This is a genomic window from Pseudarthrobacter sp. CC4 (genome assembly GCF_048957775.1).
Classification (GTDB): Bacteria; Actinomycetota; Actinomycetes; order Actinomycetales; family Micrococcaceae; genus Arthrobacter.
Genome location: NZ_JARCCZ010000036.1, coordinates 1 through 20031, shown reverse-complemented (window position 1 = coordinate 20031; position 20031 = coordinate 1). Strand labels below are relative to the sequence as shown.

The window sequence follows — 20031 nt, the reverse complement described above, 5'->3', positions numbered from 1 at the left end:
ATGGGCGCCTCCGCAGAGGCCACGCCCGGCGCAGCAGCGGCGCCTGTTTCGGCTGTTGAGCAGCGGCTCGCAGACCTTGGGCTCACCCTTCCCGAGGTCGCTCCGCCTGTGGCCGCCTATGTCCCCGCCGTGATTTCCGGCAGCCACGTGTACACCTCGGGACAGCTGCCGTTCATTAACGGCAAACTCCCGGCAACCGGCAAAGTGTCGGCCGGAACCGAAGGCTACGCTGACGAGCCCACGGTGTCCCCCGAAGACGCCCAGCGGTTCGCGGCCATCTGCGCCGTCAACGCCCTGGCAGCCGTCAAGAGCGTCATTGGTGACCTTGACCGGATCACCCGCATCGTCAAGGTTGTGGGCTTCGTCTCGTCCGATCCGTCCTTCACAGGACAGCCTGGTGTCATCAACGGCGCGTCGGAACTGCTGGGGCGCGTCCTCGGTGACGCGGGCCAGCACGCCCGTTCCGCCGTCGGCGTCTCCGTGCTGCCGCTCGATTCTCCTGTTGAGGTCGAACTCATAGCGGAATTCAGCTAGGACCGGTAGGTTTCCCTTGCCTCAGCTAGCTCGACGGCTCTTTGCTCTTCCCCAGGACCTTGAAGGGGCCGCCCAGAGCTGGCTCGAACACGGCGAACGGACGCCCCGCGCGGCGCGCCTTGCGTCCTCGGTGGTCCTCCTGCGCGATTCCCCCACAGGCCTGGAAACCTGGCTGGCCTACCGGCCGGGGTCCTCGCCGTTGGGCGTCCTCGCCTTCCCCGGCGGATCGCTGGACGCCGCCGACGACGATCCCGTGGGCTGGCTCGGCCCCCCGCCCCAGCATTGGGCTGAGCAGATGGGAACGGACGACGTCGGGCTGGCGCGGCGCCACGTGCTTGGCGCCATCCGCGAACTCTTCGAGGAAACCGGCGTGCTGCTGGCCGGCCCGGACATGGCCAGTACGGTGGAAGCGACGTCGACCCCGGAGTGGATGCGCGCCCGCATTGCCGTGGCTGAGCAGGAGAAGACCTTCCCGGAGATCCTGGCAAAGCGGGGACTGTCCGTCCGGGCGGACCTGCTGAAGTCACTGGTCAACTGGCGCAGCCCGGACTTCGCGCACCGTCGGTTCGACACCCGCTACTTCGCCGCCACCGTGCCCCTGAACCAGCAGCCCACCCTGCTGGACGGGAAGGGCGTCTGGGGGCGCTGGGTCAATGCTGCCGACGTGATCGCCGAGCGCGATACCACCGCCCTGGGCGACGAGGTTGGCCAGGAGAATACAGTGGGCCGCACCTTGGGTGAGCTCCTGGTCCCCGGCTCTGAAATCATGCTCGAAAAGATGGCCATGGCCAACGGCTGCATCGCCTACCTGAGCTACAAGCGCAAGGCCCACGTGTACCAGCCGGTCCTGGTTGAAGAGGACGGCAGGCTCATGCTCGAGGTCGAGGCCGCCAAGACGACCCCGGACGATCCCCAGCGCGAACGGTAGGTCCGCGGCGGGTTTCGGTCCGGTTGGCGGGCTGCCGCCCACGTGAAACGCTCTCTCACTTGATGCTGGTTTTCCACCGACGCTCTCTCGCTTTCCTTAGGAAAGTGAGAGAGCGTCGGCCGTTTTAGCGCATCAAGTGAGAGAGCGTTCGCGGGGAAACAGGGGCCCGGGGCCGGAGGCGGCGGGTTGCTAGCGGGAGCGCTGGCGGAGGCGCTGCATGTCCAAAATGACGACGGCGCGGGCTTCCAGCCGGAGCCAGCCGCGCTGGACGAATTCGGCGAGGGCCTTGTTGACGGTTTCGCGGGATGCGCCGACGAGCTGGGCGAGCTCTTCCTGGGTGAGCTCGTGGGCTACCAGGACACCGTCCGTCGCCGGCCGCCCGAAGCGGTCTGCCAGGTCAAGCAGCGCCTTGGCAACACGGCCCGGAACGTCGGAGAACACGAGGTCGGACAGCGAATCATTGGTGCGGCGCAGGCGGCGGGCCAGGGCCTGCAGCAGCTGCGCGGAGACCTCGGGACGGGTTCGGAGCAGTGTGTTCAAGCTCTCGTTCCGGAGGCCGGCAAGCCGGGTCTCGGAGACGGCGGTTGCCGTCGCGGTCCGCGGGCTGGGATCGAACAGGGCCATTTCGCCGAAGAGTTCACCCGGGCCCAGGATGGCCAGGAGGGATTCACGGCCATCGGGAGAGGTCCGGCCGAGCTTCACCTTGCCGGAGACGATGAAGTACAGCTGGTCGCCTTGGTCGCCTTCACGGAACACCGAAGCGCCGCGGGACAGGTCCACCTCGGTGAGCTCGTCCGTCAGCAGACGGAATGCGTCGTCGTCGAGCGTGGCGAAAAGGGGTGCTCGGCGCAGTACCTCGATGTCCATGAAATCTCCTGAATAAAAGTGTCGGCTGTGGCGCTTGTGCCATTGTTTCAGAATTTTCAAGGTTCTGTGACGAACTTGGCAGGCAAAACGCCCCGATGCAGGGCTCCAACGGCCGGTCGGGACCTATTTCGGGCGGCCGTGAAGGCGGCGGGCAGCGGGACTCCACACGGCCCGCAGGGCGGGGAGCTGTCCAGAATATTGTCAGCATCCAACATTAGAATGAAGGTTCAACTGCTTAAAAAGGAGCCTCATTGGTCGGCTTGACTGTCTTGGACCTGGTCCTGATCCTGGCGCTGCTGTCCTATCTGGTTTACGGCCTGCGCAATGGTTTCCTGGTGACAGTCGGCGGTATCGCGGGATTCGCTGCCGGAGCAGTGGCAGCCTTTTTTGCAGTCCCCCTGGTGAGCGGCTTTGTCCAGGACTCCGGATGGAGGCTGACCGCCATCGTGGCAGCCGCCGTCGTCCTGGTGGTCCTGGGGCACGGCCTGGGGACGATGGCAGGCCGGCAAATCCGCGGCGCCGTGCGGATCCGGCCCTTGCGTGCGGTGGACCGCCTGGTGGGCGGGGCCGTGAACGTGGTGGTATCCGCGCTGGTGATGTCCATGCTGGCCTTCAGCATCGGCTCCCTGGGCGTGCCGCTTGTGTCCCAGCAGCTGGCCGAATCCAAGGTCATCCGCTTTATCGACGGCCTGACCCCGGACCCCGTCAAAGCAACCATGGCGCAGCTTCGCTCCACGGTGATCGGCAACGGCATCCCTACCCTGCTCGAGGGACTGGAGCAGGGCCCGGCAGTGCCGGTACCGAACGCCAGCACCGATACGCCGGCCCTGAACCGTGCCGCCGATTCCGTGCTCAGGATCGCGGGGACCGCCTACCAGTGCGGCCAGAACCAGACAGGCACCGGGTTCGTGGTCTCTGCGGACCGTGTGATCACCAACGCGCATGTCGTGGCGGGCGTGTCGGAGCCGGTGGTGGAACTGCCTGACGGCGGGGCGATGCCCGGGCGCGTCGTCTACTTCGACACCAAGCACGACCTCGCGGTGCTGGCCGTGGACAACCTCCCCGCGGATGCGCTGGCGCTTAGCCCCGACCTGCCCAACGGCAGCCCCGCCGCTTTTGCCGGCTACCCCCATGGCGGACCGTTCCAGTCCAAGCCGGCTACCGTCCAGGACATCACCACCGTGATGGTGCCGGACATCTACGGCAACAATGCCTCCCCTGAGGAGATCTACCGCCTGGCCGGCGACGTGCAGCCCGGGAACTCCGGCGGGCCGCTGCTGACCATGGAGGGGGATGTGGCAGGGGTGATTTTCGCCAAGGCGACCGCAGACACGGAAATGGGATTCGCCATCACCATGGATGACCTCAACCCGGTGGCCTCTCAGGCGGCGTCGTTGAGCGCTCCGGTTTCCTCCGGGCAGTGCATCCAGAAGTAGCGGTTAGAGGACCTCTGCGAGGTAGTCAATCGCCAGCCGGTACCCCACAACGCCTGCGCCCACGATGACCGCCGAGCAGACGGGTGACAGGAACGAGTGGTGCCGGAACTCTTCCCGCTGGTGCACATTGGTGATGTGGACCTCGACGGCGGGCAGCTGCACGGCAGCGAGGGCGTCACGGAGAGCCACTGAGGTGTGGGTGAACGCCCCCGCGTTGATGACGATGCCCTCGGCGTTGCTCCGGGCGGCGTGGATGACGTCGAGCAGGACGCCTTCGTGGTTGGACTGGACGCATTCGACCGTAAAACCGTGGGCCTCGGCGGCTGCGGCCGCCAGCTGCTCCACATCCGCCAGGGTGGACGTGCCATACTTTTCCGGCTCCCGGGTTCCCAGCAGGTTCAGGTTGGGCCCGTTGATTACCAGGATGGTGCGGCGGGCGGCAGGGTCGGTGGAGGCTTCAGTCATGAATGACAATCTATCGGCTGGCTTCGGGTGCCGCGCATTCTTACGCCGGAACCCCATCGATCGCTCCGTAAATGCCGTTTTGAAGCGTGAAAACGACGTTTACGGAGCAATCGACGGTCATTAGAGTGCGGTGAACCGCACGAGCAGCCCGTGCTCGGGGTTGAGGTTGGGCATGGGCAGGCCCACCTCGGCGAAGAAGCGTCCGGTTGCCTCCGCCCCGTCCGCCAGCCAGGCCGGCGGCTGCACCTGGGTGTAGGTGTGGCCGTAGTCGGAGTCATCCGGAGTGGGGAAGATTGCCTCCGCGCGGTAGCTGCGCTCAGGGTCCAGCCCCGGGATGCCCAGCCGGCCCGGTACCTCGGCGGCGGAGGTGCGAGTGCTCACCAGGGCGAACAGGCCCGCCGTCGTGCCTTCAGCCGCAGGGGCCCCGGTGACGACGCCGTGCAGCAGCAGGGCATCGCCGGCAACGTCCGCGTGGACGCGGCGGCCGCTGTGGATCAGCGCGCGGTGTTCCTTGAACAGGGCGATGAAGCGCTTGAGCTCCTCACGCTCAGCCCCGGTGACCTGCCGGACATCCCACTCCATGCCGAAGTGGCCGAACAGCGCGGAAATGGCACGGAAGGAGAGATCGTGCGTGCGGGCGGTGGTGTGCGAGGTGGTGGGGCCGATGTGGCTGCCCACCAGTTCCGGCGGGACCACCGCGCCCGTCCAGCGCTGGATGGTCTGCCGCTCCAGCGCATCGTTGCAGTCGGACCCCCAGACCCGGTCCGTCCGCTCCAGGATGCCCAGGTCCACGCGTGCCCCGCCGGAGGAGCAGGATTCAATTTCGACGCCGGGGTGGGCCTTCCGGAGCTCGTCGAACAGCCGGTAGGCGGCCAGGGTCTGCTCGTGGACGGAGGAGCGGCCGGCATGGCCGTGCTCCGTGAGGTCCCTGTTCTGGTCCCACTTCAGGTAGCTGATGTTGTTCTCGCGCAGGAGAGCATCGATGCGGCTGAAGATGTACTGCCAGGCTTCAGGATTCACCAGGTCGATGATGTGCTGGTTGCGCCATTCCAGGGGAAGCCGTCCGCCGTCCTTGTGCTGGACGGCGGACGGGCCAACGATCCAGTCAGGATGTGCCCGGGCGATGTCCGAATCGAGGTTGACCATTTCCGGCTCCACCCACAGCCCGAACTCCATGCCGCGCGAGGTGACCGCCTCAATGAGCGGCGTCAGCCCCCGGGGCCACAGGCTTTCATCCACGTACCAGTCGCCGAGGCCGGCGTGGTCGTCGCGGCGGCCGCGGAACCAGCCGTCGTCGAGTACGAAGCGCTCCACGCCAAGATCGGCAGCGGACTCGGCCAGTTGAATCAGCGTGTCCAGGTTGTGGTCAAAGTAGACGGCCTCCCAGGTGTTGAGCACCACCGGGCGCGGCTTGCCGGCGGGCCGGCCTGTGGAAGCGGCGGGCAGCACGTGGTGCGGACGGGACCGGAACCAGCTGTAGAAGGCTTCGGTGATCCCGTCCAGTCCCTTGTCCGAATAGGCGGCGAACAGCGCGGGCGTTGTGTAGCTGCCGCCGGCTTCAAGGATGACTTCGGCAGGCCCCAGGAGCTCTGAACCGCCGATCATGGTGCGGCCATCACCGATGGTGTCGGCGAACTGCTCGTGGTTGCCGCTCCAGGCCAGGTGCGTGGCCCAGACTTTCCCGTGCCGGTTGCCGAAACCGGCGGTGCCGGCGGCGAACAGCAGGGAGGAATCATGGCCGGTGCGGCCGTGCCGGCCCGTCCGGACCCAGGTCCCCTGCTGGATGGCCCGGCGCTGCGGGTGGCGCTCGCGGCACCAGCGGCCGGTGAGGTCGAGGAGCTCGACGGCGTCAGGCGCCACGGGGAGGACGGTCGCCAGTTCGTCGAGCTGGTAGGGGGTGGTGCCGTCATTGGTGACGGTGTGCCGCAGTTCCAGCAGGCCGCCGTCGTGCAGGGCCAGGGTGGATTCCACCGTGAGGCCGGCATCCGGGTCCGACTGGACGATGACGGCAGAACCGCCGTTGGCGCTGGCTGTGGCAACGCGGAGGCGGGCCGAGAAATCCAACCCGGAGACGCCGTCGGCCATTCGGGAACCGCGCAGGGCGGCCCTGCCGCGCCACGACGACGAAGCCTGGGGGAGGAGGCCCGCCGGAACGCGCGCATCGATGGCGGAGTGCGGGACCGGGGCGGTGAGGATGGCGAGGTCCGGCAAGGTGGTGCCCAGGTCCGCGCCCCAATGGATGACCTCGGCCTCTCCGCTGTCGAAGCTGATCACCAGGCTGGTGCCGGCGGAACGGAGGTGGAGGGGGTCCATAGAGATCTCTTTCGGTTTTGTGGGGTGATGCAAAGCAGGGTGGTGGATGCCGCCGCCGCGAGGAGGGACGGCGGCATCCAGCCGGGTGGCTGCGACCACATACGCAGCCACGGATGGGGGGCGTTGCCGAAGCAGGGGCCTACTTGAAGAGGGCGTTGACCTGTTCGTTGGCCTGGGTCAGGGAGCTCGCCGGCGCCTTGCCGGAAACCACCGCGTCCATGGCGGGTTCCATGATGCCCTTGACCTTGGCAGTGTTGTCCGTGATCGGGTACAGGAAGGTGGTCTTGTTCCTGACGTGTTCGGTGAAGGCGGTGACGTCCACGCCCTTGGCCTTGAAGGCCTCCGACGCCTTCTCGGACGAGGCCTTCAGGGCCGGGAAGACAACAGCCTTGGACGCGACGACGTCCTGGCAGTCAGCCGAGGCGAGGTACTCCACCCACTTGATGGACGCGTCCTTCTTCTTGGTACCCGCCCAGATGGAATCGGCCAGGCCGTTGAACATGGAGGCGCGCTTGCCTTCGGGGCCCACCGGGGTAGGCGCGATGCCCACCTCGACGCCCTTGTAGCCGGTGTACTGGCCGATCATCCACGAGCCGTGGGCGTTGATGGCGGACTTGCCCGCTGCGAAAGTGTCAGCCATGGCCGCACCGACGGTGGTCTCCAGCTTGGGCATGTAGCCCTTGTCGGCCAGCCCGGCGAACCAGTCCATGCTCGCCTGGAACTTGGGGTCGTCGTAGTTGTAGCGGGTGCCCCACGGGTTTTTGTCCGTGTGGGACCAGCCGGTGGTGTTGGTGAGGTAGCTCCACTCGGTCTGGCCCGAGGAGTCGCCGCCGCCGTTCAGGCCCAGCCCGTAGACCTGGACGTTGTTCTTGTCGAAACCGGGCTCGTCGCCTCGCTTCCCGCTCTTGTCCACGGTGAGGTGCGCGATGACCTTTTCATAGGTGCCGCCGTCCTCCGGGTTCCAGGTGAGGTCCTTCATCTGCTCCTCGGTGATCCCCGCGCTGGCGAGCATGGCCTTGTTGTAGAAGAGGCCGATGGTGTCCCAGTCCTTGGGCAGGCCGTAGCGCTTGCCGTCCTGGCCCACCCAGAGATCGGCGAGGCCTTCGTTGTAGGCGGTCAGGTCGATGTTGTCCTTCTTGACGGCGTCGTCGATGGCCAGCAGCTGCTTGTTTTCTGCCAGTTCGCCGTAGCGTCCCAGGTGGTTGGTGAACACGTCCGGGGCGGTGCCGCCAACAAAGCCGTTGGTGAGGGTGCTCCAGTAGTCATCCCAGCCGCGCTGGGTGATCTTCACCTTGATGTCCGGGTTGGCCTTGGTGAAGTCATCGGCGCACTGCTGGTAGGCGGGGAGCTGGTTGGCGTCCCAGAGCCAGTAGCTGATCTCGCCCTTGGCTGATTCAGCCGAGGAGGAGGATCCGCTGCAGGCGGAGAGGGAGAGCGCCACAGCGGCGGCAACGGCAACGGCGCCGAGGGATTTCTTCATGGTTCTACTTTCCTTTTGGGGATGGGAGGGAGGCGGTGAATGGGGTTCTTATTTGATGCCGGAGAAGCCGATGGAATTGACGATCTTCTTGCCGAAGGCGGCGAAGAGGACCAGCACCGGCAGGGCCGAGATGAGGGTCGCCGCCATCAGGCCGGACCAGTCCGGTGCGCCCTGGGGTGACTGGGACTTGAAGACGCCGAGCCCCACCTGCAGGACGCGGACATCGTCCTGCGACCCCACCAGCAGGGGCCAGAAGTATTCGTTCCACTGGCCGATGAAGGTGAGCAGCGCCAGGGTGGCGATCGGGGCGGCGGCGTTGGGAAGCACAATCTGGAAGAAGATGCGCAGGTGCTTGGCGCCGTCGAGCATGGCCGCCTCCTCCACCTCCCGGGACATGTTCAGGAAGAACTGCCGGAGGAAGAAGATGGCGAACGGCGTCATGAAGATGTACGGGAGGACCATGCCGAGCATGGTGTTGAGCAGGTCCAGGTTCTTGATCAGCAGGAAGTTGGGCAGCGCGGTGAAGATCGGCGGGACCAGCATGGTCCCCAGAAAGAGGCTGAAGACCGCATTCCGGCCCTTCCAGCGCAGCCGGGCAAAGGCGTAGGCGGCCATCGCGCTGAAGAACACGGCGCCTGCGGTAGTGATGGAGGAAAAGATGATCGAGTTCCGCAGGTAGAGCCAGAAGCTGATGGCTGCACCGGAACCACCCTCTGCGACGGCGTCGGCCGGGCTCTGCAGGCCGAAGACCCGCAGGAACGCGCCGAAGCTGAGCTCAGCGGGAAGGAGGCTGGTTGCGTTGGCGGCAAGCGCGTTGTTGGTGGACAGCGCCGTGCGCAGGACCCAGAAGAACGGGAGGACGGAGACGGCGATGGCGAGGACAATGAGGGCCCAGGCGCCTGCGCGGCGGGCGTTGAACGGACGACGGCGGCGGGCTGGCGCCGGCAGCGTTGCGCGGCTGGTGGTGGTGGTCATGCGGGAGGCTCCTTAGTCCAGGTCCGACTCGTTGCCCTTGAGGAACTTCATCTGGATGAAGGCCACCAGGGCGAGGATGAGGAAGAGAATGACGGCGATGGCTGATCCGTAGCCGAAGTCCGACTCGGTGAAGGCCCGCTGGTAGATGTAGTACTGGATGACGCGGGTGGCGTTGACCGGCCCGCCGCCGGTGGTCACTGCGACAGTGTCGAAGACCTGGAAGGAGCCGATCACCGTTACGACGAGGACGAGGACCAGTACCGGCCGCAGCAGCGGAAGGGTGATCTTGGTGAACGTCTGGAACGGCGAAGCGCCGTCGAGCTTGGCAACTTCATAGACGTGGCCCGGGATGGCCTGCATGCCGGCGAAGATGAGCAGGGCGGTGTAGCCCATGTGGCGCCAGGTGTTGATCAGGGCCTGGGTGGGGATGGCCCACTCCTCGCTGCCGAAGAACGCGACGCGGGGGAGGCCGGCCCACTCGATGAACTGGTTGACCACGCCAATCTGGTAGTCCAGCATCCAGAACCACAGCAGTGCCGCGATGATGTTGGACATCATCCAGGGCAGCAGCAGGGCTCCCCGGATGAGGGTGGACTTGGCGACCCGGTTCATCAACAGTGCCAGGCCCAGGGCCAGGGCGGTCTGGAGGACGATATTGAGGAAAACGTACTGGCCTGTGACGGCCAGGGAGTTCCAGAAGAGTGGATCCTTGGCGATCGCCGTGTAATTGTCCACCCCCACCCACGTGGGGTCTCCCAGGATGTTGTACTCCGTGAAGCTGAGGTAGACACCGCGGATGGTGGGCACCACGTAGAAGACGACGAAACCGATCATTGCCGGGGCGATGAACAGCAGTGCGATCTTGAGATCGCCGAACCGGCGGAGGCTGCCCCGCGGCTTGGCTGCAGACACCGCTGCGCCGGTGGCGGATCTCGGGTTTTTGGCAAGGGTGGTCATCTTCGACCCTTTCCTGACTGTGATGGGGGTAACAACTAGGGAAGAATCTACACGAGTAGATTTGAGTGGGCAAGGGGCTAATTTTTCTTTTTGTCGGTAGGCATTAATCCATTCACCGGACTGTTGACTCGAGTAGATTGCAATGGAACACTGGGAATCCTCCGGAGAGCGCTTGCCGCGCCCCTGCAATCCTCGAAAGGCAGACGATGACGTTTTCGATCGGCGTAGTAGGAGCCGGCCAGTTCGGCAGCCAGTTCGCGCACCTGTTCAATCTCCACCCGGGCGTCAGCAGCGTCTTCGCTGCTGACGACGTTGCCCATCGCGCAGCCGAGGCCGCCGGGCGCTACCATTTGGCCGGCACGATGGCGACTTTTGAAGACCTTCTGGCTTCCGACGTCGACGCCGTTGCCATCTTCACGCAGCGCTGGACGCATGGTCCGCTCGTGGAGCAGGCGCTCCGGGCGGGCAAGCACGTCTACTCAGCCGTTCCCATGGCGATTTCAGAAGAGGAAATAGCGCGGATCATCGAGGCCGTCCGGGAAACCGGCCTGGTGTACATGATGGGGGAGACCAGCTACTACAACCCCGCCACAGTCTTTGCCCGCAAACAGCTGGCCGAGGGTAAATTCGGTCGGATCTTCTACGCCGAAGGCGACTACGTCCACGACATGGACCTGGGCTTCTACGAGGCCTACCAGTACAGCGGCGGCGAGCGTTGGAAGGAAACCGCCAGCTACCCGCCCATGCTGTATCCCACCCACGCCGTGGGCGGCGTGCTGGGAGCAGTCCCGGCCCACGCAGTCAGCGTCAGCTGCGTGGGCGTCAGGGATGACCGCAACGACGGCGTCTTCGACAAGGACGTCAGCATGTTCGGCAATGACTTCTCCAACGCCACCGCGCTGTTCGAGCTGAACGACGGCGGCGTCATGCGCACCAACGAGATGCGCCGGGTGGGCTATCCCTCGCACATCCGCGAATCGCGGTTCCGGTTCTTCGGGACGGAGGCCAGCTTCGAGCAGCTCGCCACGGTGTCCGTCTGGCAGGACAAACAGAACGTCCACGACATCTCCGAGCAGATGGAGACCCGGCCCAGCATCCCCCTCGATGACCCTTCCCTTGCGAATGTTGCGCCAGAACTGAGGGATGCCTTCGTCTCAGGCCTGGCTCCGGTCCATGATCCCGGGCGGCTTCCGGAGGAGTTCCTGGGCGCGCCCAATGGCCACGAGGGCAGCCACCACTTCCTGGTGGACGACTTCGTGACTGCCGTGAACAACCGCACCCTGCCTCCGGTGAACGCCTGGGTGGCCGCGCGGTTCACCCTTCCGGGGATCGTTGCCCACCAGTCCGCCCTCAAGAACGGCGAACGGCTCCCCATCCGTGACTTTGGCGATGCGCCGGGTACAGGTACCTAATATGGACAGCATGACTACTCCGGCAGTGCAGACTGCGCGCGGCGGCCCCGTGACCCGCAAGGACGTTGCACGCTACGCCGGCGTGAGCACCGCCGTCGTCAGCTATGTGGTCAACGGCGGCCCCAAGAAAGTTGCTCCAGCCACAGAAGCGAAGGTCCAGCACGCCATCCGCGTCCTGGGGTACCGGCCCAACGCGGCGGCCCGGGCTCTCAAGCTGGGCTCCAGCGAGACGCTGGGCCTGGTGATTCCGGACATCTCCAATCCGTTCTTCGCCCAGTTCTCCCACGCCGTTGAAGACGCGGCCGCAGCCCTGGGCTACGCCCTGGTGCTGGGCAACTCGGACGGAAACCTTGCCAAGGAACGGCGCAACATCCGCAACCTCGCCGCCAGGCAGGTGGACGGCGTGCTGTTGGCCAGCGTCCTTTTTGAACCCGACCTGGAGGTCCTGGAAACCGCGGACATCCCGTCGGTGCTGCTGAACCAGGAACGCGACGCGCCGGGCTTCAACAGCATCGGCGTTGACCTCGCCGCCGGCGCCAGGATCGCCGTCGAACACCTGATTGGCCACGGCCATACAAACATCGGCCTGGCCATGGGAACCAACGTTTCCGGCAGCACTGACGGTCGCGAGGTGGGCTGGCGCCAGGCACTGCAGGAGGCAGGTTTGCCGGAGGGGCCGATTGCGTACAGCGGATTCACGTGGCCCGGCGGTTATCTCGCCGGTCAGCGCCTGGTTGCGTCAGTCAACAGGCCGACTGCCATCTTTGCCACCTCGGACACCCAGGCAGTGGGCCTGTTGCGAGCAGTGCATGAGGCAGGTCTGGCTGTGCCGGGCGAAATTGCGGTGGTGTCTTTCGACGGATCCATCGAAGCTGAGTACTCGTGGCCGCCTCTGACCACGGTGGAGCAGCCGGTGGCTGCCATGGCGGAAGCGGCGGTGGCCGCACTGGTGGGAGCCACTCGCGGGGAAACGCCACAGCATCGGATCTTCCCCACCAAACTTCACATCCGGCAGTCCTGCGGCTGCCCGTGGACGCCGTCCGCCGGGGCGCCGCAAGGCGGATAATGCATTAAGGACTGGCCGCCACCTCTGCTGAAAGCGGAGGTGGCGGCCAGTCCTGCCAGAAAGCAATCCCTGGGGGTTGAGGCTACTCCTTCACAGGAATCGACTGTGACTTCAGGGAATCGATAGTCTTTTTCTCGCCTGTCTTGAGCGCGTCCAAGAGGGTGCCGTCGCCTCCCGCGGCCTTGCCGAACCCGTCAGAGACGTCGGTGTACGTCTGGGTCATGGTCGGGCCCCAGGTGAAGTTGGGATCGACGTTTGATGATGCCTCGGCGAAAACTTCGTAGATCTTCTGGCCGCCGAAGTAGTCCACGCCGCCGGTGAACGCAGGGAGGTCCTTGGCCGACTTCGCAGCTGGGTAGAGCCCGCCGAGTTCATTTGCCAGTGCCAGAGCCTCAGGATCCGTGTTCAACCACAGAGCGAATTTCGATGCCTCGTAGGGGTGCTTGGAGCCCTTCAGGACTGCGGTGGAGGAACCGCCCCAGTTGCCGGCGGGCTTTCCACCGTCTTCCCACTGAGGCATCGGGGCGACAGCCCACTTGCCGGCGGTATCTGGGGCACCGCTGGCCAGCGTTGAGGCGCCCCAGACCGCGGAGACCCAGGTCCACTGCTGACCGGTATTGAACGAGGCATTCCACTCATCGGAGAAGGACGGCAGCGTGGATACCTGGTTCTTGTCCAGCAGGTCCTGCCAGTAGTTCGCCACCTTCTCGGATTCGGCGCCGGTCAGGTTGACCTCCCACTGGTCGTTGGCGCTTGAGAACCACTGCCCGCCTGCCTGCCATACGTTGCCGGCGAACCAGTTGACATCGCTGCGGGGGAAATTGGTGATGTACGAACCGCGGGCTTTGATCTGCTCGGCAGCCGCGGCGTATTCGTCCCAGGTGGTGGGAACCTTGATGCCTGCCTCCTTGAAGAGATCCGCCCGGTAGAACATCGCCATCGGTCCGCTGTCCTGCGGGATGGCATAGACGGAGCCTTCCTCGCCGAAGGTGACCTGGCCCCACGTCCAGTCAACGAACTTGTCCCGGGCGTCGGACACTCCTTCGCAGGCGGCGATGTTCTCGAGGCCGTCCTGGACGCGGAAGTTGGGCAGGGCGTCGTATTCGATCTGGCCGAGGTCCGGGGCGTTGCCGGCCTGCAGCTGGTTGAAGAAGTTCTGGTACGTGCCGGAGTTGCCGTTGGGGCCGGTCTGTACCTTGACCTGGATATTTTCGTTTTCTTTGTTCCACAGATCCACCACCTTTTCCATGCCGGGGACCCAGGTGGTAAAGGTCAGCTCGACCGGACCGGATGAGGGTTCGCAGGATCCGGCGGCCTTGGTTTCCGTGGTGCCTCCGCCGCCTGAGCAGCCGGCGAGGGCCAGCGCTGAAACAAGGGCAAAGGCTGCAGTGGCTTTTCCGTAATGCGCGCGCATTTCTATTCCTATCAGTGGGGGTGCTGTACCGGGGCGGAAGCCGCGGGACGGTTTGCGTGGGAAGGATGGAAGCTATTTGACGCTTCCGGCGCCGAGCCCGCTGCTCCAGAAGCGTTGAAGCGCAAGGAACGTTCCGATAAGCGGGAGGATTGAGACAAGTGCGCCGACGATCACCAGGACGCGGAGCTCGGGAATCTGGCTGATTTGGCTGTTCCAGGCGTAGAGGCCGAGCGTGACCGGAAACAGGACCTGGTCGCGGAGCATAATCAGGGGCAGGAAGAAGTTGTTCCAGATTGCGACGAACTGGAACAGGAAGATGGTTACCAGCGCCGGGGCCATGAGGCGCGTTGAGACCGTGAAGAACGTCCTGACTTCGGAGGACCCGTCGAGCCGCGCAGCTTCCAGGAGCTCGGTGGGCACGCTGGCCGCGGCATAGATGCGGGCAAGGTATACGCCGAAGGGGCTGACCAGGCTCGGAAGGAAGACGGCCCACAGGGTGTTGGTCAGTTTCACTTCGCTGAAAATCAGGAACAACGGAAGCGCGAGAGCCGTCGCCGGGACCAGCACCCCGCTGAGCACGATATTGAAGAGAGCTTCCCGCCCCCGGAATTCGTATTTTGCCAGCGCGTAGCCGCACATAGCCGCGATGACGGTGCCCATGAGGGCGCCCAGTCCGGCATAGAGGGCGCTGTTGGCGAGCCAGCGGCCGAAGACACCGTCACTGTACGTGAACAGGTTGCCCAGGTTTGCCAGGAAGGTAGGGGCCGAATCCATGGTGAACCATAGCGGAGCGGTACTGGTGATCTCTCCGCCCGTCTTGGAGGAGGACACCAGAAGCCACCAAATGGGGGTGAGGAAGTAGAGCGTGAAGACGCCCATGATGAGCATCGCCGCGCTGCGCGACATCACGCTGTGACGGGGCCCGCGGGCATTGGCCGCCCCGTGGGTGGACTTGGGTCCTGCTGCCGTGACCGTTGCTGCACTCACTGGGAGACCTTCCGCTGGGTTGCCTTGAGGAAGACGAAGGAAAGAACGAATGTTGCCAGCGCCAGCACCACCGAGAATGCTGCGGCGAGGTTGTAGTTGGGGACGGAAGCTGTTGTGTACACCGCGAGGTTCGGCGTGAATGTGCTGCTGATCGCCGAGCTGAAGCTCCGCAGCGTCTGTGGTTCCGCGAGCAGCTGGAGGGTGCCGATGATGGAGAACACGCCGGTGAGGATAATGGCCGGGACCACCAGCGGGATTTTGATCCGCCAGGCAATCTGCAGGTTGCTGGCGCCGTCGAGCCGGGCCGCCTCGTATATTTCAGTCGGGATGGCCAGCAGGGATGAGTAGATGATCAGCATGTTGTAGCCGACGTACACCCAGGTGACGATGTTGGCGATCGCCCACAGGACCAGTTCTGCGGAGAGGAAGTTCACCTCTGAAGTGACGGCTTCAAAGGGGGACAGCGACGGCGAGTACAGAAACCCCCACATGATGGCGGCGATGACGCCGGGAACTGCGTAAGGGGCGAAGAATGCGAGCCGGAAGAACTTCTTGCCCTTGAGGAGGGGCGAATCGAGCAGCAGGGCAAACAGCAGGGCCAGGCCCAGCATGATTGGCACCTGGACCACTCCGAAAAGGAGCACCCGTCCAACCGACTCCCAGAATTCGGTGTTCTGGAACACCTGCTGGTACTGGACGAGTCCGCCGAAGACCTGCCGGGGAGGGCCGAAGGTCCCTTTGCGTTCAACAGTAAGCAGGGACTGCACCACCGCGAAGATGATGGGTACGGCGTAGAAAGCGAGGAAGAGGACGCCGAACGGCGCAATGAACAGGAAGACGGCGCGGCGCTGGGCGCCGGTGGTTTTGGCTTTCCGGGTCTTCGGCGTCCCCAGGGCCGCCGCCGGAGCGGTGCTTGGTCTAGTCACTTTCATCATCCTTTTGGCTGGCGCTGGGGCCAGCGGTTTGTGGAACAGGATCGGAGGTGCGGACGACGCGCACGGCGCCCGCGGGAACAACGACGGCATGGGACACGTCCTCGCCCACAATTAGTTCGTGGCCGTGGGCGGCGTACTTGTGGTCCTCGTCGGAGTGGTTGATGAGGAAGACGTAGCTATGGTCGGCGCCGGAGCGGACCACGACTTCAAGGCCGGTGGGGGAGCCCAGGACGTTGATCCCCGCCTCGCCGGCAGCCCCGGTGACGACGTCGCGCAACGAGGCAGGATCAAGGACGGTGCCGAGGTACCAGGCGTTGCCGGCGCCATGGCGGTTGCGCGTGACGGCCGCGGTGCCGGACAGGTGCCCCTCGGTGAAGGTCAGCTGCGCCTCGGCGCCTTCGAGGCGCATCGCTTCACTCCAGAGCGAGGCGGTGGAACCGTTACTTAAAGCCAGGGTCCGTCCGGGCGGCAGGGGGTAGAACTCCTCGGAACGAACGCCAAGCATGGTCCGGAAGGCCCCCGGATAGCCGCCGGCAAGCACCTTCTCGTTTTCATCCACGATGCCGCTGAAGTAGGTCACAAGGGCAGTACCCCCGTTCGCGACGTATTCGGCCAGCGCGGCGGAGTCCTTTTCCCGCACAAGGTACAGGCCGGGAACGACGGCCAGCTTGTACCTGGAAAGATCCGCGCCGGGGGCAACGACGTCAACGGTGATGCCTGCCTCCCAGAAAGCGGCGTACATGGCATGGACCTGGTCGAGGTACCGAACATCCGATGACGGGTGTGACTCCTGGTCGTAGGCCCACCACGCTTCCCAGCTGAACACCAGGGCGGCCTCGGCCTTCACCGTGGTCCCGGCGACCTCCGCAAGCGTCTCCAAAATGCTGCCCAGTTCCAGGACCTCCCGCCAAATACGCGAGTCCGTTCCCGCATGGGGAAGCATCGCCGAATGGAATTTTTCACTGCCTTGCACTGAGGCCCGCCACTGGAAAAAGCAGAGCCCGTCGGCTCCCCTTGCAAGGTGGGCGAGGGAATTGCGGAGCATCTCGCCAGGGCCTTTGGCGATGTTGCGTGGCTGCCAGTTCACGGCCGAGGTGGAGTGTTCCATCAGTAGCCATGGCCGGCCCTGGGCAAGCCCCCGGGTTGCGTCGGCAGCGAAGGCCAGTTCGGTTGCGGGAGCATCAAGCCGGTGGTCCAAATAATGGTCATTGGCGATCACGTCCATATGGGGTGCCCAGGACCAGTAATCCAGGTTGCGGATGTGGGCCGTGACCATGAAGTTGGTGGTGACGGGAACGGTGCTGTGCTGCCGGAGGACTTCAGCTTCGGCCTGGTAGTAGCCAAGCAGTTCATCGGAGCTGAAGCGGTGGAAGTCGAGAACCTGGGTGGGGTTGTTCGTGGAGACGGTGGTCCTGGGCGGAAGGATCTGCTCCCAGCTCGAATACCGTTGGGACCAGAACGTGGTGCCCCAGGCTTTGTTGAGCGCATCCAAAGTGCCGTACCGCGCCTTAAGCCAGCTACGGAAGGCGCCTGCGGAGACGTCGCAGTAGCAGAGGGCGTTATGGCAACCAAGCTCATTGGAGACATGCCACAAGCGGACAGCAGGGTGGGCGCCGTAGCGGCGGACGGTTTCGCCCACGAGCCTGAGGGCGTGTTCCCTGTACTGCGGGGAACTGGGACACCAGGCCTGGCGGCCGCCCGGCCAGGCGCGGGTCCCGGACGCCGACTGGGGAAGAATCCCGGGGTACAGGGTGGTGAGCCAGGCCGGGGTGGATGACGTGCCTGTTCCGAGGTTGACCCCGATGTTGTTCGCATGGAGGAGGTCCAGGATCTCGTCCAGGCGTTCAAACGAGTATTCCCCCGGGAGTGATTCCAGTTCCGCCCAGCCGAAAATGTTGACTGCGACAAGGTTGACTCCCGCCTGCTTCATCAACCGGACGTCTTCCCGCCAGATGGCGCTGTCCCACTGTTCGGGGTTGTAATCGCAGCCGTAGACAAGCTTTCCGCTGCCGGACAGTGCCTTGACGGGCGTTCTGGTGGGGCTCAACCCTGCTCCTTCAACTTGCAGCAGACGTGCAAGCCGGGGAGAGACCCTGTGGCATTGGACGCTGTTGTCGAATTTCTGTGAACGTTCCCAGGGATGCGCGCCAAAGTGTGATGCGGGTTATCTGGGAACGTTCACAGAATATCTTCGCCCTGCTGGCATGTCAACGGGCGGGCGGAAGCTGCACCGTCCGTTTGCTCCGCTACAGTACAGATATGTCCCTGACACGCACCCGTGCCCGCCGCGCCACCATCAACGATGTGGCGGACGCTGCCGGGCTCTCGAGGGGTACCGTTTCGAGGGTCGTCAACGGGGAAAAATACGTCTCTGACGAGGCCCGGCAGGCGGTGGAAGAAGCCATCGCCCGCGTGGGTTACGTCCGCAACAGTGCGGCACGGAACCTGGTCAAGCAGGAGTCCCGGGCAATCGGCCTGATCATCCACGAGCCGCATTCGCTGCTTTTTGAGGACCCGAATATCGGCTCAATCCTGCTCGGGGCCAACGAGGTGCTGTCCAAGGCTGACTATCAGCTGGTATCGCTGATCATCGATTCAGACCGCGACAGCCGCCGGGTGGCGGATTACCTGCGCGGAGGCCTCGTTGACGGCGCGGTCATCATTTCTGCCCGCGCCTCGGACCCCATCGCGACCGCCGTCGCCGACATCGGACTGCCCGCTGCTTTTGTGGGCCATCCTGACGGTAATCCGGAGCTCCCGTACGCTGCCATCGACAATGTCGCGGCAGCGCGAAGCATCACCAGCAGGCTGCTGGATACGGGACGACAGCGGGTGGGCATGATTGCCAGCGCCCTGGACCGGGACTCCGGCCAGGACCGCCTTGCCGGCTTCCGTGCGGCAATGGGCGGGCGCTTCGACCCCCGGATGGTGGTGGAGTACCCGCTGTATACGTACGCAGCGGGCCTGGAAGGGATGCAGGAACTGCTCCGCCGTGCTCCCGATATCGACGGCGTCTTCGCCGCCTCGGATGCTGTGGCCGCGGGAGCGATGACGGCACTTCAGGAGGCCGGGCGCCAGGTGCCTGAAGACGTTGGCATCGTGGGCTTCGACGACAGCAGCTGGGCCCTAAGGTGCAGGCCCCAGCTGTCGACTGTGCGCCAGCCGGCCGATCTCCTGGGAAGCGCCGCCGCCGAACTGGTGCTTGCGCAGCTCAGCGGCCAGCCCAGTCCGCCGCGGGTCCTGGAAACCGCGATTATGTGGCGCGGCTCAGCCTGAGCGCGGCTTAGGCCGGTACTACCCGGAGCATGGTCCTGTCACTGATGAGGCGCTGCGCTTCCGGCCCTAGCCCGGAATCGCTGATGACCTCATCCACGTCGTCCAGCGCGGCAATGGAACTGATGCCGAGCAGGCCCCACTTGGTGTGGTCCGCCAGCACCACGGTTTTGCGCGCGGCCGCCACGAAGGCACGGTCCGTCTCGGCCTCGAGCAGGTTTGGGGTGGTAAAACCGGCGTCGGCATCCATCCCGTGCACACCCAGGAACAGCACGTCCAGGTGCAGCTGTTTCAGTGCAGCGGTGGCGATGGGTCCCACCAGCGCGTCCGACGGCGTGCGCTCGCCCCCAATCAGGATCACGGTGGAGCTGTACCGGGCGGAGCCGGCCGAAGCGGCGTGATGGAAAAGGTCCGCAATGCGTACCGAGTTGGTGACCACCGTGATCTGCGGTCCGTTGACCAGTTCCCTGGCCAGGGCCCAGGTGGTGGTTCCTGCGCTGAGCCCCACGGCCATGCCTTCGTGGACCTGGGTTGCCGCCTCCACCGCGATGGCGCGCTTCTCCGCCGTCAGCTGCGTGGACTTGAGGTCGAATCCGGGCTCGTGGGTGCTGGTGTCGCCCGGGATCTTCGCGCCGCCATGGATCCGCTCCAGCCGGCCGCCCTCCTCCAGCACCTCGATGTCGCGGCGGACCGTCATCAGGGACACGCCCAGTTGCTGGGCCAGGTCTGACACCCGGACAACCCGCTCCCGCTGGAGAGCGTCCAAAATAGCCTGGTGGCGGGCGACGGCGAGCATCGTAGGAGATCCTTCACTAGGCGGTGGGGCTGGTCCCAGCATACGACGACGGCGACGCCGGGCTGTGAGCCGGGCGCCGCCGTCGTGCGTTGATGCTCTACCTATTTCCTGAGGGATGCCGCGATCTGCTGCATGATGGTGGGGTCCGAGAGGGTGGTGGCGTCTCCGGGATCGCGGCCTTCGGCGACGTCCT

17 protein-coding genes are annotated in these 20031 nt (G+C 65.0%); 6 read left to right on the top strand and 11 right to left on the bottom strand.

Annotated features, from left to right (window positions below; all coding sequences use genetic code 11):
- Together PV768_RS19680 and PV768_RS19675 are read left to right on the top strand one after the other, a co-directional pair.
- Nucleotides 1-534 (top strand): RidA family protein, encoded by a 534-nt coding sequence (locus tag PV768_RS19680; RefSeq protein ID WP_421093977.1) that lies wholly within the window; start codon nucleotides 1-3, stop codon nucleotides 532-534.
- Between the two features lie 16 nt (nucleotides 535-550).
- The gene (locus tag PV768_RS19675; protein WP_157241104.1) at nucleotides 551-1462 is read left to right on the top strand and encodes an NUDIX hydrolase; all 912 of its coding nucleotides are present in this window, start codon (nucleotides 551-553) and stop codon (nucleotides 1460-1462) included.
- Nucleotides 1463-1651: 189 nt separating this feature from the next.
- On the opposite strand, the gene PV768_RS19670 is transcribed toward PV768_RS19675, so the two are convergent.
- Nucleotides 1652-2329: a Crp/Fnr family transcriptional regulator gene (locus PV768_RS19670; protein WP_050684013.1), complete on the bottom strand. Its 678-nt coding sequence runs from the start codon at nucleotides 2327-2329 to the stop codon at nucleotides 1652-1654.
- 251 nt (nucleotides 2330-2580) lie between these two features.
- Here PV768_RS19670 and PV768_RS19665 point away from each other — a divergent pair, with 251 nt between their 5' ends.
- Nucleotides 2581-3765 (top strand): MarP family serine protease, encoded by a 1185-nt coding sequence (locus PV768_RS19665; protein WP_157241106.1) that lies wholly within the window; start codon nucleotides 2581-2583, stop codon nucleotides 3763-3765.
- A 3-nt stretch (nucleotides 3766-3768) separates the two neighbouring features.
- Here the strand turns inward: PV768_RS19665 and aroQ are convergent, their stop codons facing one another.
- The 5 genes from aroQ to PV768_RS19640 form a co-directional block, all read right to left on the bottom strand.
- Nucleotides 3769-4230, bottom strand: a complete 462-nt coding sequence (gene aroQ, locus PV768_RS19660) for a type II 3-dehydroquinate dehydratase (RefSeq protein WP_421093976.1) — start codon at nucleotides 4228-4230, stop codon at nucleotides 3769-3771.
- 120 nt (nucleotides 4231-4350) lie between these two features.
- Nucleotides 4351-6543 (bottom strand): alpha-galactosidase, encoded by a 2193-nt coding sequence (locus PV768_RS19655; RefSeq protein ID WP_421093975.1) that lies wholly within the window; start codon nucleotides 6541-6543, stop codon nucleotides 4351-4353.
- 139 nt (nucleotides 6544-6682) lie between these two features.
- A complete protein-coding gene (locus tag PV768_RS19650) occupies nucleotides 6683-8023 on the bottom strand; it encodes a sugar ABC transporter substrate-binding protein (RefSeq protein WP_321214398.1) in 1341 nt (446 codons plus the stop codon).
- 48 nt (nucleotides 8024-8071) lie between these two features.
- Nucleotides 8072-8998: a carbohydrate ABC transporter permease gene (locus PV768_RS19645; protein WP_421093974.1), complete on the bottom strand. Its 927-nt coding sequence runs from the start codon at nucleotides 8996-8998 to the stop codon at nucleotides 8072-8074.
- A 12-nt stretch (nucleotides 8999-9010) separates the two neighbouring features.
- Nucleotides 9011-9955 (bottom strand): sugar ABC transporter permease, encoded by a 945-nt coding sequence (locus PV768_RS19640; RefSeq protein WP_311217723.1) that lies wholly within the window; start codon nucleotides 9953-9955, stop codon nucleotides 9011-9013.
- Between the two features lie 206 nt (nucleotides 9956-10161).
- Here PV768_RS19640 and PV768_RS19635 point away from each other — a divergent pair, with 206 nt between their 5' ends.
- Together PV768_RS19635 and PV768_RS19630 are read left to right on the top strand one after the other, a co-directional pair.
- Nucleotides 10162-11367, top strand: a complete 1206-nt coding sequence (locus tag PV768_RS19635) for a Gfo/Idh/MocA family protein (RefSeq protein WP_421093973.1) — start codon at nucleotides 10162-10164, stop codon at nucleotides 11365-11367.
- 10 nt (nucleotides 11368-11377) lie between these two features.
- The gene (locus tag PV768_RS19630) at nucleotides 11378-12433 is read left to right on the top strand and encodes a LacI family DNA-binding transcriptional regulator (RefSeq protein WP_157241120.1); all 1056 of its coding nucleotides are present in this window, start codon (nucleotides 11378-11380) and stop codon (nucleotides 12431-12433) included.
- 82 nt (nucleotides 12434-12515) lie between these two features.
- On the opposite strand, the gene PV768_RS19625 is transcribed toward PV768_RS19630, so the two are convergent.
- The 4 genes from PV768_RS19625 to PV768_RS19610 all read right to left on the bottom strand — a co-directional run bounded on the left by PV768_RS19625 (nucleotide 12516) and on the right by PV768_RS19610 (nucleotide 17816).
- Entirely contained in the window at nucleotides 12516-13847 is a 1332-nt protein-coding gene (locus tag PV768_RS19625) for an ABC transporter substrate-binding protein (RefSeq protein WP_157241122.1), read from the bottom strand.
- A gap of 72 nt (nucleotides 13848-13919) precedes the next feature.
- Nucleotides 13920-14753, bottom strand: a complete 834-nt coding sequence (locus PV768_RS19620) for a carbohydrate ABC transporter permease (protein WP_157242935.1) — start codon at nucleotides 14751-14753, stop codon at nucleotides 13920-13922.
- A 77-nt stretch (nucleotides 14754-14830) separates the two neighbouring features.
- Nucleotides 14831-15766 (bottom strand): carbohydrate ABC transporter permease, encoded by a 936-nt coding sequence (locus PV768_RS19615; protein WP_157241124.1) that lies wholly within the window; start codon nucleotides 15764-15766, stop codon nucleotides 14831-14833.
- Entirely contained in the window at nucleotides 15753-17816 is a 2064-nt protein-coding gene (locus PV768_RS19610) for a beta-galactosidase (protein ID WP_421093972.1), read from the bottom strand. The genes PV768_RS19615 and PV768_RS19610 overlap by 14 nt, the downstream gene beginning before the upstream one ends.
- A gap of 212 nt (nucleotides 17817-18028) precedes the next feature.
- On the opposite strand from PV768_RS19610, the gene PV768_RS19605 reads away from it, so the two are divergent.
- Entirely contained in the window at nucleotides 18029-19045 is a 1017-nt protein-coding gene (locus PV768_RS19605; protein ID WP_321214394.1) for a LacI family DNA-binding transcriptional regulator, read from the top strand.
- 7 nt (nucleotides 19046-19052) lie between these two features.
- On the opposite strand, the gene PV768_RS19600 is transcribed toward PV768_RS19605, so the two are convergent.
- Nucleotides 19053-19838 carry a DeoR/GlpR family DNA-binding transcription regulator gene (locus tag PV768_RS19600; protein WP_157241130.1) on the bottom strand — a complete coding sequence of 262 codons (786 nt, stop codon included), beginning with the start codon at nucleotides 19836-19838 and terminating at the stop codon, nucleotides 19053-19055.
- Nucleotides 19839-20031: the final 193 nt, after the last annotated feature.